This is a genomic window from Pseudomonas sp. Lb2C2, assembly GCF_052112205.1.
Taxonomy (GTDB): Bacteria; Pseudomonadota; Gammaproteobacteria; order Pseudomonadales; family Pseudomonadaceae; genus Aquipseudomonas; species Aquipseudomonas kilonensis.
This window is the reverse complement of record NZ_JAUTYW010000013.1, coordinates 64,308-80,186: the sequence shown is the minus strand read 5'-3', so window position 1 is coordinate 80,186 and position 15,879 is coordinate 64,308. Positions and strand designations below refer to the sequence as shown.

Genomic DNA, 15,879 nt, shown 5'->3' with positions numbered 1-15,879 from the left:
GGCCGCGAATCATGCCGATGAGTTGAAGTCTTGTCAAGGGCGGGTGACACGTTCCGCTGAATGGCAGGTGCTGCGCACCGAAGGATTTCTTTCCGGCGTGCGACCTGTAAACTCGCGGGCTTTGGCTCTGCACTGTTTAGCGGCGCGGAGTATCGCACAAGTGGGCGCGTTGTTCGCCTGCTGTTTATCGACAGGCAAAAACTCTTTTCATGAATCTGCTCAAATCGTTGGCCGCCGTCAGCTCTATCACGATGCTTTCCCGCGTCCTGGGGTTCGTTCGCGATACGTTGATCGCACGGATATTCGGCGCCGGAATGGCCACCGACGCCTTCTTCATCGCCTTCAAGTTGCCCAACCTGTTGCGGCGGATCTTCGCCGAAGGGGCGTTCTCCCAGGCTTTCGTGCCGATCCTGGCGGAATATAAAAGCCAGAAGGGCGACGAAGCGACCCGCACGTTCATTGCCTACGTCTCCGGCCTGCTGACGTTGGTGCTGGCGCTGGTCACGGCGGCCGGCATGCTCGCCGCGCCATGGGTGATCTGGGCCACGGCCCCGGGTTTCACCGATACGCCAGAAAAATTCCAGCTCACCTCGGACCTGCTGCGGGTGACCTTTCCTTATATATTGCTGATTTCCCTGTCGTCCCTGGCCGGGGCGATCCTCAATACGTGGAACCGCTTTTCCGTACCGGCCTTTGTGCCGACCCTGCTCAACGTCAGCATGATCGTCTTCGCGGTATTCCTGACACCGTACTTCGATCCGCCGGTGATGGCCCTGGGCTGGGCGGTGCTGGTCGGTGGCCTGGCGCAATTGCTTTATCAACTGCCGCACCTGAAAAAGATCGGCATGTTGGTCCTGCCACGGCTGAACCTGCGCGACAGCGGCGTGTGGCGGGTGATGAAGCAGATGTTGCCGGCGATCCTCGGGGTGTCGGTGAGCCAGATTTCCCTGATCATCAACACTATCTTTGCCTCGTTCCTGGTGGCCGGCTCGGTGTCGTGGATGTATTACGCCGACCGCCTGATGGAATTGCCGTCCGGCGTGCTGGGTGTGGCCCTGGGCACGATCCTGCTGCCAACCCTGGCCAAGACCTACGCCAGCCAGGACCGCCAGGAGTACTCGCGCATCCTCGACTGGGGCCTGCGCCTGTGTTTCGTGCTGGTCTTGCCCTGTTCCCTGGCACTGGGAATCCTGGCCGAGCCGTTGACCGTCTCGTTGTTCCAATACGGTCAATTCAATGCCTTCGACGCCTTGATGACCCAGCGTGCGCTGATCGCTTACTCGGTGGGCCTGCTCGGGATCATCGTGATCAAGGTGCTGGCGCCGGGGTTCTATGCCCAGCAGAACATTCGCACGCCAGTGAAAATCGCCATTTTCACCCTGGTGATGACCCAATTGTTCAACCTGGTGCTCATCGGTCCGTTGGCCCACGCCGGCCTGGCCCTGGCGATCAGCGCCGGCGCGTGTCTCAACGCCGGGCTGCTGTTTTACCAGTTGCGCAAGCAAAAGATGTATCAACCGCAACCGGGCTGGAGCAAGTTCGGCCTCAAGCTGCTGGTGGCCGTGGCGGTGATGTCGGCGGTTTTGCTGGGGGCGATGCATTTCATGCCGGCCTGGGGCGAAGGGCAGATGCTCGAGCGTTTCCTGCGCCTGGGAGCGCTGGTGGTCGCCGGCGTGGTGGCGTATTTCGGCATGTTGCTGCTGATGGGGTTCCGGCTGCGTGACTTCAACCGCAAGGCCTTGAGCTGAGGGCAAGCCCTCGATAATCCCGGGGCGGGCAGTGGTTTTGTCGGTTCGATCACTTTGGGGTGCGGTGTTGCCTGTCGTCGGCCGCCGGGTGTGGTTATAATCGGCCACTTTATGAGCAAGAAGCGCGTTATGCAGCTGGTTCGAGGCCTCCACAACCTGCGCCCCCAACATCGGGGCTGTGTCGCCACTATTGGCAACTTTGACGGTGTTCACCGTGGCCACCAGGCTATCCTGGCGCGGCTGCGCGAGCGCGCGCTGGAATTGGGCGTGCCGAGCTGCGTAGTGATTTTCGAGCCGCAGCCGCGGGAATGTTTCGACCCGGCCACCGCCCCGGCCCGTCTGGCCCGATTGCGCGACAAGCTGCAATTGCTGGCCGCCGAAGGCATCGACCGGGTCCTGTGCCTGGCCTTCAACCGGCGCCTGAGCAAGCTCAGCGCCGCCGCCTTTGTCGAGACCATCCTGGTGGATGGTCTGGGCGTGAAGCATCTGGAAGTGGGCGACGATTTTCGCTTCGGTTGCGACCGGGTAGGCGATTTCAACTACCTGCAACAGGCCGGTATCGCCCAGGGTTTCACCGTCGAAGCGGCGCAGACTGTCGAGATCGATGGCTTGCGCGTCAGCAGCACCCAGGTCCGCAATGCCCTGGCGGCTGCCGACTTCGAATTGGCCGAGCGCTTGCTCGGCCGGCCGTACCGGATTGCCGGGCGGATCCTGCACGGGCAGAAGCTGGCGCGCCAATTGGGCACGCCAACGGCCAACGTGCAGCTCAAGCGTCGTCGTGTGCCGCTGACCGGGGTGTTCCTGGTGAGTGTCGAGATCGACGGCAAGACCTGGCCCGGCGTTGCCAACATCGGCGTAAGGCCCACGGTCCAAGGCGATGGCAAGGCCCACCTTGAAGTACATGTTCTGGATTTTGCCGGCGATCTGTATGACCGGCGTTTGACGGTGGTTTTCCACCATAAGCTGCGTGAAGAGCAGCGTTTTGCCTCTCTGGAGGCGCTCAAGACGGCGATCCATGCAGATATCGCCGCCGCCCGTGCCCTTGTCGCAACCAGCGCCAATCGCTAATGAAGAGCCTTAAATGACCGACTATAAAGCCACGCTAAACCTTCCGGACACCGCCTTCCCAATGAAGGCCGGCCTGCCTCAGCGCGAACCACAGATTCTGCAGCGTTGGGACAGCATTGGCCTGTACGGAAAGTTGCGCGAAATTGGCAAGGATCGTCCGAAGTTCGTCCTGCACGACGGCCCTCCGTACGCCAACGGCACCATCCATATCGGTCACGCGCTGAACAAGATTCTCAAGGACATGATCATCCGCTCCAAGACCCTGTCGGGTTTTGATGCACCGTATGTCCCGGGCTGGGACTGCCACGGCCTGCCGATCGAGCACAAGGTCGAAGTGACCCACGGCAAGAACCTGGGCGCGGACAAGACCCGCGAACTGTGCCGTGCCTACGCCACCGAGCAGATCGAAGGGCAGAAGTCCGAATTCATCCGCCTCGGCGTGCTGGGCGACTTCGCCAACCCGTACAAGACCATGGACTTCAAGAACGAAGCCGGCGAAATCCGTGCCCTGGCGAAAATCGTCGAGGGTGGCTTCGTGTTCAAGGGCCTCAAGCCGGTGAACTGGTGCTTCGATTGCGGTTCGGCCCTGGCCGAGGCGGAAGTCGAGTATGAGAACAAGAAGTCCTCGACCATCGACGTTGCGTTCCCGATCGCCGATGAAGACAAGCTCGCCGCTGCTTTCGGCTTGGGCAAGCTGGCCAAGCCGGCGTCGATCGTGATCTGGACCACCACCCCGTGGACCATCCCGGCCAACCAGGCGCTGAACGTCCACCCGGAATTCAACTACGCCCTGGTCGATGTCGGCGACAAGCTGTTGGTGCTGGCCGAAGAGTTGGTCGAATCCTGCCTGGCCCGCTACAACCTGGAAGGTTCGGTGATCGCCACCGCGCCAGGTTCGGCGCTGGAACTGATCAACTTCCGTCATCCGTTCTATGACCGCCTGTCGCCGGTGTACCTGGCCGACTACGTGGAACTGGGCGCGGGCACTGGCGTGGTTCACTCCGCGCCGGCCTATGGCGTCGACGACTTCGTGACCTGCAAGAAATACGGCATGGTCAACGACGACATCCTCAACCCGGTGCAGAGCAATGGCGTGTACGCGCCGTCGCTGGAGTTCTTTGGCGGCCAGTTCATCTGGAAAGCCAACCCGGCCATCGTCGACAAACTGACCGAAGTGGGTGCGCTGCTGCACACCGCCGTCATCGAACACAGCTACATGCACTGCTGGCGGCACAAAACCCCGCTGATCTACCGCGCCACCGCGCAGTGGTTCATCGGCATGGACAAGCAGCCAACCAGCGGCGAGACCCTGCGCCAGCGTTCGCTCAAGGCCATCGAAGAGACCCAGTTCGTGCCGGCCTGGGGCCAGGCGCGCCTGCACTCGATGATCGCCAACCGTCCCGACTGGTGCATCTCCCGTCAACGCAACTGGGGCGTGCCGATCCCGTTCTTCCTGAACAAGGAAAGCGGCGAGTTGCACCCGCGCACCGTCGAACTGATGGAAGACGTTGCCAAGCGCGTCGAAGCCGAAGGCATCGAGGCCTGGTTCAAGATGGATGCCGCCGAGCTGCTGGGTGACGAAGCGCCGCTGTACGACAAGATCAGCGACACCCTGGACGTCTGGTTCGACTCCGGCACCACCCATTGGCACGTGCTGCGCGGTTCGCACCCGATGGGCCACGAGAGCGGTCCGCGTGCCGACCTGTACCTGGAAGGCTCGGACCAGCACCGCGGCTGGTTCCACTCTTCGTTGCTGACCGGTTGCGCCATCGACAATCACGCGCCGTATCGCGAGTTGCTGACCCACGGCTTCACGGTCGACGAGTCCGGTCGCAAGATGTCCAAGTCCCTGGGCAACGTGATCGCGCCGCAGAAGGTCAACGACACCTTGGGCGCCGACATCATGCGCCTGTGGGTGGCGTCCACCGACTATTCCGGCGAGATGGCCGTTTCCGAGCAGATCCTGCAGCGCAGCGCGGACGCCTACCGGCGGATCCGTAACACCGCGCGCTTCCTGCTTTCCAACCTGACCGGCTTCAACCCGGCCACCGACCTGCTGCCAGCCGAAGAAATGCTCGCGCTGGACCGTTGGGCCGTGGATCGCACCCTGCTGCTGCAACGCGAATTGCAGGAGCACTACGGCGAATACCGCTTCTGGAACGTCTACTCCAAGATCCACAACTTCTGCGTGCAGGAGCTCGGTGGTTTCTACCTCGACATCATCAAGGACCGCCAGTACACCACCGGCGCCAACAGCAAGGCCCGTCGTTCGTGCCAGACCGCGCTGTTCCACATCAGCGAGGCGCTGGTGCGCTGGATCGCACCGATCCTGGCGTTCACCGCCGACGAGCTGTGGCAGTACCTGCCGGGCGAGCGCAACGAATCGGTGATGCTCAACACCTGGTACGAAGGCCTGACCGAACTGCCGGAAGGTTTCGAGCTGGACCGTGCGTATTGGGATCGCGTGATGGCGGTCAAGGCGGCGGTCAACAAGGAGATGGAGATCCAGCGCGCGGCCAAGGCCGTCGGTGGCAACCTGCAGGCCGAAGTCACCCTCTACGCCGAAGACGCCCTGAGTGCCGATCTGGCCAAGCTGAGCAACGAGCTGCGCTTCGTGCTGATCACCTCCACCGCCAGCGTTGCACCTTTCGTGCAGGCGCCGGCCGATGCGGTGACCACTGAAGTCAGCGGCCTGAAGCTGAAGATCGTCAAGTCGAACCACACCAAGTGCGCCCGCTGCTGGCACTGCCGTGAAGACGTCGGCGTGAACCCGGAGCATCCGGAAATCTGCGGTCGTTGCGTGGACAACATCAGTGGTACTGGCGAGGTTCGTCATTATGCCTAACGCGGCGGGCCGCTTCGGGCGGCTGGGCTGGCTCTGGTTGAGTGTGCTGGTCCTGGTCATCGACCAGGCCAGCAAGTACTACTTCGAGAACTCGCTGACGATGTACCAGCAGATCGTGATCATTCCCGACTACTTCAGCTGGACCCTGGCCTACAACACCGGAGCGGCGTTCAGCTTCCTGGCCGACAGTTCGGGCTGGCAGCGCTGGCTGTTCGCCCTGATCGCCATCGTGGTCAGCGCCGTGCTGGTGGTCTGGCTCAAGCGCCTGGGGCGCAATGAGACCTGGCTGGCCGTGGCGCTGGCCTTGGTGCTCGGTGGTGCCTTGGGCAACCTCTATGACCGCATCGCCCTGGGCCACGTCATCGATTTCATCCTGGTGCATTGGCAGAACCGCTGGTATTTCCCGGCGTTCAACTTTGCCGACAGCGCCATCAGCGTGGGCGCGGTGATGCTCGCCCTGGACATGTTCAAGAGCAAGAAAACCGGAGAAGCCGTCCATGACTGAGCAGCGTATCGCTCAAAACACTGAAGTGAAGCTTCACTTCGCCCTGCACCTGGAAAACGGTGACACCGTCGACAGCACCTTCGACAAGGCCCCGGCGGTGTTCAAGGTCGGTGACGGCAACCTGCTGCCAGGCTTCGAAGCGGCGATCTTCGGCTTCAAGGCCGGCGACAAGCGCACCGTGGTCGTACCACCGGAAAACGCCTTTGGTCAGCCCAACCCGCAAAACGTGCAGACCATGCCACGCTCCCAGTTCCAGGACATGGAGCTGTCCCAGGGCCTGCTGGTGATCTTCAACGACGCGGCCAATACCGAGCTGCCGGGTGTGGTGAAGGCTTTCGACGACGCCCAGGTGACCGTGGACTTCAACCATCCGCTGGCGGGCAAGACCTTGAACTTCGAGGTGGAAATCATCGAAGTGAAGGCGGTTTAACATTTGACAGGCAGCTTCTGCTGCCACTCGATTCACTGTGGGAGCGAGCTTGCTCGCGATTGCGGAGACACTTTCAGTCCAGGGGTGACTGCCCCACCGCCATCGCGAGCAAGCTCGCTCCCACACTGGATTGCACTGATTCAATTTCTTGCGCGCAAGACACGAGGCACAGCATGCAAATCAAACTCGCCAACCCCCGTGGCTTCTGCGCCGGTGTGGACCGGGCGATCGAAATCGTCAACCGCGCCCTGGAAGTCTTCGGGCCGCCGATCTACGTGCGCCACGAAGTGGTCCACAACAAATTCGTCGTCGAAGACCTGCGTAGCCGCGGGGCCATTTTCGTCGAGGAACTGGACCAGGTGCCGGACGACGTCATCGTGATCTTCAGCGCCCACGGGGTTTCCCAGGCCGTACGCACCGAAGCCGCCGGTCGTGGCCTGAAGGTTTTCGACGCGACGTGCCCATTGGTGACCAAGGTGCACATCGAAGTGGCGCGCTACAGCCGTGACGGTCGTGAATGCATCCTGATCGGCCATGAAGGCCATCCGGAAGTCGAAGGCACCATGGGCCAATACGATGCCAGCAACGGCGGTGCGATCTACCTGGTCGAAGACGAGGAGGACGTGGCGGCCTTGCAGGTTCGCAACCCTGAGAGCCTGGCTTTTGTTACCCAGACGACCTTGTCCATGGACGACACCAGCCGTGTGATCGACGCCCTGCGCTCGCGCTTTCCGTCCATCGGCGGCCCGCGCAAGGATGACATCTGCTACGCCACCCAGAACCGTCAGGACGCGGTCAAGCAACTGGCCAACGAATGCGATGTGGTTTTGGTCGTCGGCAGTCCGAACAGCTCCAACTCCAACCGCTTGCGTGAACTGGCCGAGCGTATGGCCACGCCGGCCTACCTGATCGACGGTGCCGAGGACATGCAGCGCAGCTGGTTCGATGGCGTCGAGCGCATCGGCATCACCGCCGGCGCTTCCGCGCCGGAAGTCCTGGTGCGTGGCGTGATCCAGCAGTTGCAGGCCTGGGGCGCAACGGGTGCCGATGAGCTGTCCGGTCGCGAGGAAAACATTACGTTCTCGATGCCGAAAGAGTTGCGCGTGCGCTCCTTGCTTTAAGTCCTTTCTCGCACAGGGCCTGCTCGGCTTTGACACTTTCCAGGCGGACGCGGCCGGAGGGCGCCAGTATCACTTGATGATGGCTGACCGGCTCGCGTTTGGCGCAGACGTGCAGCCTGCCGGCCTTAAAGGCGCCGCTGGGGTGCAGTGCTTCGCCCTGGTTGCCGAACATCACCCTGCGCCTCATCGGCTGGTTGCCGATCACACGAGCGCTTGCGGTGCGTTCCATCAGCAAGGTTTTCTCCTTGTTGTCCAGCATGATCCGCCAGCCCTTGCCCCAGTTATTGTCTATTCCTTGTATCAATACCCTGCGGTTGCGCGTGATGGCTTCGCCGCGGGCAATGCGCAACCCGCTGATCAGCAACTGCGCGGTGTCCTCGCGTTCGATGGATTCGATCAGCTCTTTGTAGCTTGCGCCTGCCCACGGCAGAACAATTGCGGCAATTGCCAGTCCCATGAGCAGTTCGATCAGGCTGAAACCCTGTTGATACATGACGTCTCCTCCCTGGAGTACGAAAACGATGAGCGCCGTGAACCGAAACAACCGCACACACGGCGGTGGTTTGTTCTAGCGTGTAGAGGCAGGTATAGCCGACGGCAACGGAGGGCATCAATGGATCTTCGTACAAAAGGTTTCACGCTGATCGAGGTGCTGGTGGCCCTTGGCGTGCTGCTGATCCTGATTACCATGGCGGTGCCCTCATTCACCGGCGCGCTGCAGAGCACCAAGGCCGACACCGAGATCGACGACTTGCGCCGGGCGCTGAACTTTACCCGGATGGAGGCGATCGACCGTGGCATCACCACGCGAATTCGTCCCACGGCCCAGGGCAGTGTCTGGAGCGGCGAACTGACGGTGTATGACAGTACTGGCTCGTCGCCCAATATATTGCGGGTTGTTCCAGCGATGGGCAGTGGCGTGACTCTGACGCTACCCTCAGACGTGACTAGCATCGATTTCAACAACCTCGGCGGGTTATCGGCACCGGCCACGCCAGTGAGCTTCAATTACGTAAGAGGAGCGCAGAGCAGGACGCTGAGTGTTTGCCTCAATGGACGAATCGTATTGGGTGGAAGTTGCGGATGAAGGGTTGCAGTAAAAGGGCGCAGGCCGGCATGACGTTGATCGAGGTGCTGGTGGCGGTGCTGATTCTCGGCGTCGGCCTGCTGGGGGCGGCGATGATCCAGCTCAATGCGCTCAAGTACACCGACAGTTCGCGCATGACCAGCCAGGCCAGCTTCATTGCCTATGACCTGCTGGACCGCATTCGCGCCAACTCCGGCGCCGACTACACCATCACACCGCCCAGCTCGCCGAACCTCAACGTGGCCCGCGACCAGGACCTCTACGATTTCAAGACCAATATCATTGCCTTCGGCGGCGCCACGGCCACTGGCACCATTGCGCTGAACCAGCGCGTCTACACCATCACCATTTCCTGGGACGACGCCCGGGCTGCCAATACCACCAATGAGGCCGAGGCGCGGCGCAGCTTTGTGCTGACCAGCCGCGTTGCCGTCGACCCGGTGGGGACGCCGCCATGAACCGGCACAGTCGTGGTTTTGGCTTGATCGAGTTGATGATCGCGCTGGTGCTCAGCCTGATCGTCATCCTGGGTGTCGTGCAGATTTTCATTGCCGCCAAAAATACCTACGTCAGCCAGAATGCCGCCGCGGTGATGCAGGAGGACGCGCGATTTGCCTTGAGCAAAATGGTCCAGGAAATTCGCATGGTGGGCATGTTCGGCTGCCTGGCGACCGTCATCGATGCCTCAACGGATAACAGTTTTGCGGCCAGCCAGACCACTCCAATCCGTTGGGATAACGCCAACCGGAGATTGACCCTGGTAACAGCGGACATTGGGAGTGGCGGTGGCGTGCCGACCTGGACCGTTGTCTCCGATTGCCGTACCTCGGCGACGGCCTACTCGAACGCCCGGGCGCCAGCGACGGGGCAGTTGGCCTTCCCGATCCGTCGACTGGTCTACAGCTTCAACAACAACCAATTGCTGCTGGGCAGCGGCACCGGCAATCCGCCGACCCTGTCGGTGCTGGTGGACAACGTACGGGCGTTCGACGTGACGTTTGGCGTGGCCGGCAGCGCCACGGACATCGCAGCGTCGAGCTACACCGGCAACCCGGCAGACCCGGCACTGATCCGCAGCGTGCGCCTGAGCCTGACGCTATTTGATCCGCGGAACACGGTACGCGAGCAGACTTTCAATGTGGTTGCCGCCTTGCGCAACCGGCTTCTATGAGGGGGCGATTGATGAGTTCGATGGATCTCAAGCATCGCCAGCGTGGCATGGCACTGCTGGTCAGCCTGGTTTTTTTATTGCTGCTGACGCTGATCGGCCTGTCGTCGATGCAGAGCGCCACCCTCCAGGAAAAAATGACCAGCAGCGTCATGCAGCGCAACCAATCGTTCCAGTTGGCCGAGGCTGCGCTGAGGGTGGGCGAAAGTGCTGTGCAGGTCGAGACCTATTCACTGGCGGCCTGTACCACCGCGACTCAATGCGCGCCACCGGCCGAGTCGGCGACCGTCATGGCGGCCGGGCGCAATTCGTCGTCGGGGGTGCTCTGGGTTGCCGCTGCCGGCGGGTTTTATGGCGTGCAGAACATTGGCACGACACTTACGGCGGTCAACGTGCCCGTCAATACCTCGGCGACGCTGTACCGGATCACGGCGGTGGCGGTGGTGGGCAATAACCAGCGCAGCGTGGTGGAGAGCATCTATGCGAAATACTAAGGTGCTTCGCGGCAGGTGGCAGGCGTTGTGGGGGGCGTTGCTGGGCCTTTACCTGGCGGCCCCGGCCTATGCTTTCACGCCTTCGGATTCGCCCTTGCTGAGTGCGGCCGCCGTTACGCCGAACGTGATGCTGCTGATCGATGATTCGGGGAGCATGAACAACATTATCTGGGCGGCGGGGTTTGATCCGGCGGCGACACAAGTGCGCACTTATGTATGCGGCGCCAATAACAATTGCAACGATAGGAATACTGAGCTGGATCAGGCCGACTCGAATATCCTGTTATTGAGCCTCTTTCGCGGCGGCTGCTCGTCTGGCTGGTACGGTTTCTATCGACCTAGCATTGGGCGGATCTGCCTGCGATTGCCAGACCCTGTGGGAGGTGGCAATACCCGTTACACCGGTAAATACCTGGCGTATCTGGTGACCCTGGCCAACGGCTCGAGCCGGGATTTCACCACTGGCACGATTCCCAACGATTATCGAATCAACGTGGCGCGGGATGTGTCCAACGACCTGGTTGCCAGCAATCGTGCCTTGCGTATCGGCCTCGCTACGTTCAACCCGCCCAACAGCAGCAATTCCGGGCCAGGGGGCTACATCGCTCGCGCCATCAGCGACCTGTCGCCGGTCAGCGGCAGCGTGACCCAGACCCAGGCCAACAGCAACTACAGCGCCCTGATCAATGCGATCAACAGTTTGGGGGCCGTGGCGAATACGCCGCTGGCCGAGAGCTATTACGAGGTTACTCGTTACTTCAGGGGCATGGCGCCTTACTACAACGGCACACCGAGCACTTACACCAGCCCGATCCAGTACCGTTGCCAGAAAAATTTCGGCGTGGTGATCACTGACGGTCTGCCCACCTTTGATCGGACGTTCCCTACCAACGACCCGCTGGGCTCGGCCCGGCTGCCGAACTGGGACGGCCTGAGCACCAATGATGGCGCTGATCGCAACGGTGACGCGGAGGGCGACACGCTTTACCTGGACGACATCGCCAAGTTCGCCTTCGACATCGACATGCGCTCCACCGGTACCGACGCCACCGGCCAAAGCTGGAACGCTGCGGATTTTCCCCGCCAGTACCTCAACACCTACACGGTGGGGTTTGCCGTCACCAATACGATGCTGTCCGATGCTGCCCGCTACGGCGCAGGCAAGTATTATCCGGCGAGCGACAGCGCAGGCCTGAACGATGCCCTGTCATCTGCCTTGAGCGACATCACCTCCAAGGCCGGCTCCGGGGGCGGTGGCACCACCAACGCCGCCACGGTGTCCAGCACCTCCAGTTACTACCAGACCACCTATGACCCCAAGGACTGGCGCGGCACCATCCGTGCGTTCGGCTTCACCTCGGCAGGCACGGTCAACAGGGCAGCGGTGCAATGGACCACCGACACGGCCATCGTGCCCGGCGCCACGGCACCGATTTACCAATCCTGGAACACGGCGACCAACGTGCCGGTGACCCTGGCCTACGGCAATTTTTCGCCGGCCCAGCAAACCAGCCTCAGCCAGAACCTGCCCACGGGAGTCACCGGCAACGACCTGGTGGAGTGGAGCAAGGGCGTCAATAAGACCGGCTTGAAGGTGCGCAGTGTATTGCTGGGGGACATCATCAATTCGCCGCTGGTGCTGGCGTCGCCCAATGAGCAGACCGCTGCGGATTTGCTCAACGACACCAGTTACAGCACTTATCTGACGGCCAAAGCGGCGAACATGAATACCAGCCTGGTGGTGAACGCTAACGACGGGTTTTTCAGCGTCATCAACGGTGCAAACGGTACGCGGCGTTATGCCTATATGCCGTCGAGCGTGCTGCCCTCGTTGCAGGACATTGCCGACACCAACTACATCAATGGTGTGAGCCACAAGTTTTTGGTGGATGGACAGGTCGGCGTATTCGATACGCAATCGGGGAGTGTCTGGAAGACAGTGGCCCTGGGCGGCACGGGTGCCGGAGGCAAGACGTTCTATGCGGTTCAGCTGTTTGATGCGACGGCGGGCAATGTGTTGCGGGCATTGTGGGAAATCAGCGCGCCAGCCGTTGCCAACACGACCAACGCCTTCAATGACCTGGGCTACGCCTACGCCCGCCCCGAAGTCGCCCGCCTGGCGGATGGGCGCTGGGCGGCGTTCATCTCCAACGGCTACGGCAGCAACAGCGGGGTCGCGGCGTTGTACGTGGTGGATATTCGTGACGGCTCGTTGATCAGGAAAATCGTCATCAACAGCAGCGAGACCGGTAATGGCTTGTCGTCGGTCAAGCTGCGGGTCAACTCCCAGAACGTGGTGCAGGCGGCGTACGGTGGCGACTTGAAAGGGCGGATGTGGAAGTTTGACCTCAGCGGTACTTCTCCAACCGCCTGGGGCGTGGCGTTTTCCGGTCAGCCATTGTTTACCGCGCCCGGTGGCGCGACTCAGCCGATCACCGTTCAACCGCTGCTGGCGAACAACCCCCAGGGCGGTACCCAGGTGTTTTTCGGCACCGGCAAGTTCAACGAAACGGCGGATAAACTCAACAAGGACCTGCAAGGGTTCTACTCGATATGGGACGCCACCGGCGGTGCCGGGCAAATCACCGTGTCGAACCTGCAGGCCCAGTCGATCACGGGTGTGTTCTCAGGCAGCACGGGGCAGTTCGTGACTACCAGCCAGACCGACGTGACTTATCCGACGGAAAAGGGCTGGTACCTGCCGTTGGTGTACAACAACGTATTGACCGGCGAGCGGGTGATCAACCCGGCCAATCTGGTGAGCGGGCGCGTGGTCTTTACCACGGCCGCCGTGGATACTACCGACCCGTGCGCCAGCTTCGGTACCGGCAAACTGATCGAGCTGGATGCGTTCAACGGTAAGATGCTCAATTATGCGGTGCTCGATACCAACGGTGACGGCACGATCAACAGCTCCGATACGATTTCCAGCGGGGTGGTCTTCACGGGGGGTATCCCGACCTTGAGCGCTGTGGTCAGCGCCAGCGGGGCCACCAACATGATCGTCAACGACTCCAGCGGCAACATCACCGAGCTGCTGGAAAAATCCGTGGGCGGCAGCCGCCGTATCATGTGGCGACAAATACAATGAAGAGGCAAGGCATGCGCAGATCCAACCGGGGTTTCACCTTGATCGAAATCATGATCGTGATTGCGATCATCGGTATCGTGATCACCATCGGCTATCCGAGCCTGACCGAATACATGAAGAAGGGCCGGCGCACCGAAATCGCCGGGCTGTTATCGGAGCAGGCGCAGATTCTCGAGCGCTACTACTCGAAGAACAACGTCTATACCAATGCGACCGGCCTGAGCAGCGGCAACGATTTCTACACCATCACCCAGACACTGACGGACCAGAGCTTCACCCTGACGGCTGTGCGCAAGAGCGGCTCGTCCATGGCGACGGACAAATGCGGTGATTTCACCCTCAACAATACCGGCTTACGCAGTATGCTCAACGCCACTGCGGGGCTGACCACCAAGGATTGTTGGGGTCGCTGAATTTCTCTTATCCGGGCGCGTTTTTTGCGCCCTTTGTTTTAGTGAGTCGAATCAGAACATGACCAGGCAACAGCAAGTGGTGATTGTCGGCGGCGGAGTCATCGGCCTGCTGACGGCGTTCAATCTGGCGTCCGAAGGGCAGCGTGTGGTGCTGCTGGACCGTTCCAGTGTCGGTCAGGAATCGTCCTGGGCCGGCGGCGGTATCGTGTCGCCGTTGTACCCCTGGCGCTACAGCCCGGCGGTCACGGCGCTGGCCCATTGGTCGCAGGATTTTTATCCACAGCTGGGCGAGCGCTTGTTCGCCACTACGGGGATCGATCCGCAAGTGCATGTCACCGGTCTGTATTGGCTGGACCTGGACGATCAGGACGAAGCGCTGGCCTGGGCCGAGCGGGAAGGGCGCCCGATGCGGGCTGTGGATATCTCGGCTGTCCACGACGCCGTGCCGGTGCTGGGCGCGGGTTTTTCCCGGGCGATCTACATGGCCGACGTGGCCAACGTGCGCAATCCCCGATTGGTGAAGTCCCTCAAGGCAGCCTTGCTGGCGATGCCGAACGTCACGCTTCATGAACATTGCGAAGTCAGTGGGTTCATTCGCGACGGTGGGCGTGTGGTGGGCGTGCACAGTTCTGCCGGAGAAATTCGTGGCGATGAGGTGGTGCTGGCCGCCGGTGCCTGGAGTGGTGAGTTGCTCAAGACCTTGGGCTTGAAGTTGCCGGTTGAGCCGGTCAAGGGCCAGATGATTCTGTACAAGTGCGCGTCGGATTTTCTGTCGAGCATGGTCCTGGCCAAGGGGCGTTATGCGATTCCGCGTCGTGATGGGCATATTCTGGTTGGCAGTACGCTGGAGCGTGAGGGCTTCGACAAGACCCCGACCGATACGGCGCTGGAGAGCTTGAAGGCTTCGGCACAACAGCTGATTCCGGCACTGGCGGATGCCGAGGTGGTTGGGCATTGGGCTGGGTTGCGGCCTGGGTCGCCTGAAGGTATTCCCTATATCGGCGAGGTGCCGGGGGTTGCTGGACTGTGGTTGAATTGCGGGCATTATCGCAATGGGCTGGTGTTGGCGCCGGCTTCGTGTCAGTTGTTTACGGATTTGATGTTAGGGCGTGAGCCGGTGATCGATCCTGCGCCGTATGCGCCGGCGGGGCGGTTGTAAGGTCCGGTTTTGATACTGCTCCTGGTGATGAGGCGGCCTTGAAATCGACCTATTTCTTTTGGCTGTACTCAGATCCAATTGTGGGAGCGAGCTTGCTCGCGATGGCGGCCTTGCAGCTGGCCTTGTTGATCGAGTACATATCCATTTCTGCGGTAACGGCCGCTTAGGGTTCCGCCCTGACGGCGGCTCACTTTTGAAGAGCGCAAAAGTAAGCAAAACGCTCTTGCCCCACCACTCGGTGCCTCGCCTAGGCTCGGCATGCCCTCACTCCGGCATTGCTCCGTGGGCCGCCGCGAAGGGCCATCCATGGCCCAGCGCGGCTACCTCGGCATCCATGCCGAGGTGCCCACGGATCAATGCCTGCGTTCGGCCAGCGTGGTTAACGGGGCGCCCCAGATCAAGATCAAAAGCGAGGCGGCCTGACAGCCGGCCTGGCTCTCCCGTTTGTACACTCCTTTAGAACTGTGGGAGCAAAGCTTGCTCGCGAAGGCGGCGGCACATCCAACGCTGATGCAAGCTGACCCACTGCTATCGCGAGCAAGCTCGCTCCCACATTGGATCTTCATTCAGTAGACACAAAATTTCATGTGCGCCCGGACCTCCTGTGGGAGCGAGCTTGCTCGCGATGAGGCCAGCAAGCCCAACATTCATGTGACTGAACCATCGCCTTCGCGAGCAAGCTTTGCTCCCACAGGAGGAATGCGGTCCCCATCAAGAACCAGGTCGGCTGTTAGGCCGCCTCGCGGTGGA

The 15,879-nt window shown here is 61.3% G+C and carries 15 protein-coding genes; 14 read left to right on the top strand and 1 reads right to left on the bottom strand.

Features of this window, described 5'->3' with window-relative positions:
- The first annotated feature begins 209 nt into the window (after positions 1-209).
- The 6 genes from murJ to ispH all read left to right on the top strand — a co-directional run bounded on the left by murJ (position 210) and on the right by ispH (position 7,717).
- Positions 210-1,748 (top strand): murein biosynthesis integral membrane protein MurJ, encoded by a 1,539-nt coding sequence (murJ, locus tag Q7F16_RS29505; RefSeq protein WP_409557050.1) that lies wholly within the window; start codon positions 210-212, stop codon positions 1,746-1,748.
- 129 nt (positions 1,749-1,877) lie between these two features.
- The gene (gene ribF, locus Q7F16_RS29500; protein ID WP_003205727.1) at positions 1,878-2,816 is read left to right on the top strand and encodes a bifunctional riboflavin kinase/FAD synthetase; all 939 of its coding nucleotides are present in this window, start codon (positions 1,878-1,880) and stop codon (positions 2,814-2,816) included.
- A 13-nt stretch (positions 2,817-2,829) separates the two neighbouring features.
- Positions 2,830-5,661 (top strand): isoleucine--tRNA ligase, encoded by a 2,832-nt coding sequence (gene ileS, locus Q7F16_RS29495; protein WP_409557051.1) that lies wholly within the window; start codon positions 2,830-2,832, stop codon positions 5,659-5,661.
- The gene (lspA, locus tag Q7F16_RS29490) at positions 5,654-6,166 is read left to right on the top strand and encodes a signal peptidase II (RefSeq protein ID WP_014340279.1); all 513 of its coding nucleotides are present in this window, start codon (positions 5,654-5,656) and stop codon (positions 6,164-6,166) included. Before ileS ends, lspA begins: the two co-directional genes overlap by 8 nt.
- Complete coding sequence (gene fkpB, locus Q7F16_RS29485) at positions 6,159-6,596, top strand: FKBP-type peptidyl-prolyl cis-trans isomerase (protein WP_014340278.1); 438 nt, start codon at positions 6,159-6,161, stop codon at positions 6,594-6,596. The genes lspA and fkpB overlap by 8 nt, the downstream gene beginning before the upstream one ends.
- Positions 6,597-6,769: 173 nt before the next feature.
- Positions 6,770-7,717, top strand: coding sequence for a 4-hydroxy-3-methylbut-2-enyl diphosphate reductase (gene ispH / locus Q7F16_RS29480; protein WP_014340277.1), 948 nt, complete (start codon positions 6,770-6,772; stop codon positions 7,715-7,717).
- On the opposite strand, the gene Q7F16_RS29475 is transcribed toward ispH, so the two are convergent.
- Positions 7,671-8,210 carry a GspH/FimT family pseudopilin gene (locus tag Q7F16_RS29475; RefSeq protein ID WP_046065053.1) on the bottom strand — a complete coding sequence of 180 codons (540 nt, stop codon included), beginning with the start codon at positions 8,208-8,210 and terminating at the stop codon, positions 7,671-7,673. The two genes, ispH and Q7F16_RS29475, sit on opposite strands and share 47 nt — an antisense overlap.
- Before the next feature lie 120 nt (positions 8,211-8,330).
- On the opposite strand from Q7F16_RS29475, the gene Q7F16_RS29470 reads away from it, so the two are divergent.
- From Q7F16_RS29470 to Q7F16_RS29435, 8 genes are all read left to right on the top strand, one after another.
- Entirely contained in the window at positions 8,331-8,804 is a 474-nt protein-coding gene (locus Q7F16_RS29470) for a GspH/FimT family pseudopilin (RefSeq protein WP_014340275.1), read from the top strand.
- Positions 8,801-9,262, top strand: a complete 462-nt coding sequence (pilV, locus tag Q7F16_RS29465; protein ID WP_024617314.1) for a type IV pilus modification protein PilV — start codon at positions 8,801-8,803, stop codon at positions 9,260-9,262. The genes Q7F16_RS29470 and pilV overlap by 4 nt, the downstream gene beginning before the upstream one ends.
- Positions 9,259-9,975, top strand: a complete 717-nt coding sequence (locus tag Q7F16_RS29460; protein ID WP_014340273.1) for a PilW family protein — start codon at positions 9,259-9,261, stop codon at positions 9,973-9,975. The genes pilV and Q7F16_RS29460 overlap by 4 nt, the downstream gene beginning before the upstream one ends.
- A 20-nt stretch (positions 9,976-9,995) precedes the next feature.
- On the top strand, positions 9,996-10,466 hold the full coding sequence (locus Q7F16_RS29455; RefSeq protein ID WP_095963134.1) for a pilus assembly PilX family protein: 471 nt from the start codon (positions 9,996-9,998) through the stop codon (positions 10,464-10,466).
- Positions 10,453-13,557 (top strand): pilus assembly protein, encoded by a 3,105-nt coding sequence (locus Q7F16_RS29450; RefSeq protein WP_409557052.1) that lies wholly within the window; start codon positions 10,453-10,455, stop codon positions 13,555-13,557. The genes Q7F16_RS29455 and Q7F16_RS29450 overlap by 14 nt, the downstream gene beginning before the upstream one ends.
- Positions 13,558-13,568: 11 nt before the next feature.
- Complete coding sequence (locus Q7F16_RS29445; protein WP_409557053.1) at positions 13,569-13,970, top strand: type IV pilin protein; 402 nt, start codon at positions 13,569-13,571, stop codon at positions 13,968-13,970.
- Positions 13,971-14,028: 58 nt separating this feature from the next.
- Complete coding sequence (gene thiO, locus Q7F16_RS29440; RefSeq protein WP_409557054.1) at positions 14,029-15,129, top strand: glycine oxidase ThiO; 1,101 nt, start codon at positions 14,029-14,031, stop codon at positions 15,127-15,129.
- A 282-nt stretch (positions 15,130-15,411) separates the two neighbouring features.
- A complete protein-coding gene (locus Q7F16_RS29435) occupies positions 15,412-15,552 on the top strand; it encodes a hypothetical protein (protein ID WP_409557068.1) in 141 nt (46 codons plus the stop codon).
- Positions 15,553-15,879: the final 327 nt, after the last annotated feature.

Coding starts and splice junctions, on each gene's coding strand:
- murJ (WP_409557050.1), top strand. CDS start 210: ATGAATCTGCTCAAATCGTTGGCCGCCGTCAGCTCTATCACGATGCTT.
- Q7F16_RS29445 (WP_409557053.1), top strand. CDS start 13,569: ATGCGCAGATCCAACCGGGGTTTCACCTTGATCGAAATCATGATCGTG.
- Q7F16_RS29450 (WP_409557052.1), top strand. CDS start 10,453: ATGCGAAATACTAAGGTGCTTCGCGGCAGGTGGCAGGCGTTGTGGGGG.
- pilV (WP_024617314.1), top strand. CDS start 8,801: ATGAAGGGTTGCAGTAAAAGGGCGCAGGCCGGCATGACGTTGATCGAG.
- lspA (WP_014340279.1), top strand. CDS start 5,654: ATGCCTAACGCGGCGGGCCGCTTCGGGCGGCTGGGCTGGCTCTGGTTG.
- Q7F16_RS29455 (WP_095963134.1), top strand. CDS start 9,996: ATGGATCTCAAGCATCGCCAGCGTGGCATGGCACTGCTGGTCAGCCTG.
- ribF (WP_003205727.1), top strand. CDS start 1,878: ATGCAGCTGGTTCGAGGCCTCCACAACCTGCGCCCCCAACATCGGGGC.
- fkpB (WP_014340278.1), top strand. CDS start 6,159: ATGACTGAGCAGCGTATCGCTCAAAACACTGAAGTGAAGCTTCACTTC.
- Q7F16_RS29475 (WP_046065053.1), bottom strand. CDS start 8,210: ATGTATCAACAGGGTTTCAGCCTGATCGAACTGCTCATGGGACTGGCA.
- ileS (WP_409557051.1), top strand. CDS start 2,830: ATGACCGACTATAAAGCCACGCTAAACCTTCCGGACACCGCCTTCCCA.
- ispH (WP_014340277.1), top strand. CDS start 6,770: ATGCAAATCAAACTCGCCAACCCCCGTGGCTTCTGCGCCGGTGTGGAC.
- thiO (WP_409557054.1), top strand. CDS start 14,029: ATGACCAGGCAACAGCAAGTGGTGATTGTCGGCGGCGGAGTCATCGGC.
- Q7F16_RS29470 (WP_014340275.1), top strand. CDS start 8,331: ATGGATCTTCGTACAAAAGGTTTCACGCTGATCGAGGTGCTGGTGGCC.
- Q7F16_RS29460 (WP_014340273.1), top strand. CDS start 9,259: ATGAACCGGCACAGTCGTGGTTTTGGCTTGATCGAGTTGATGATCGCG.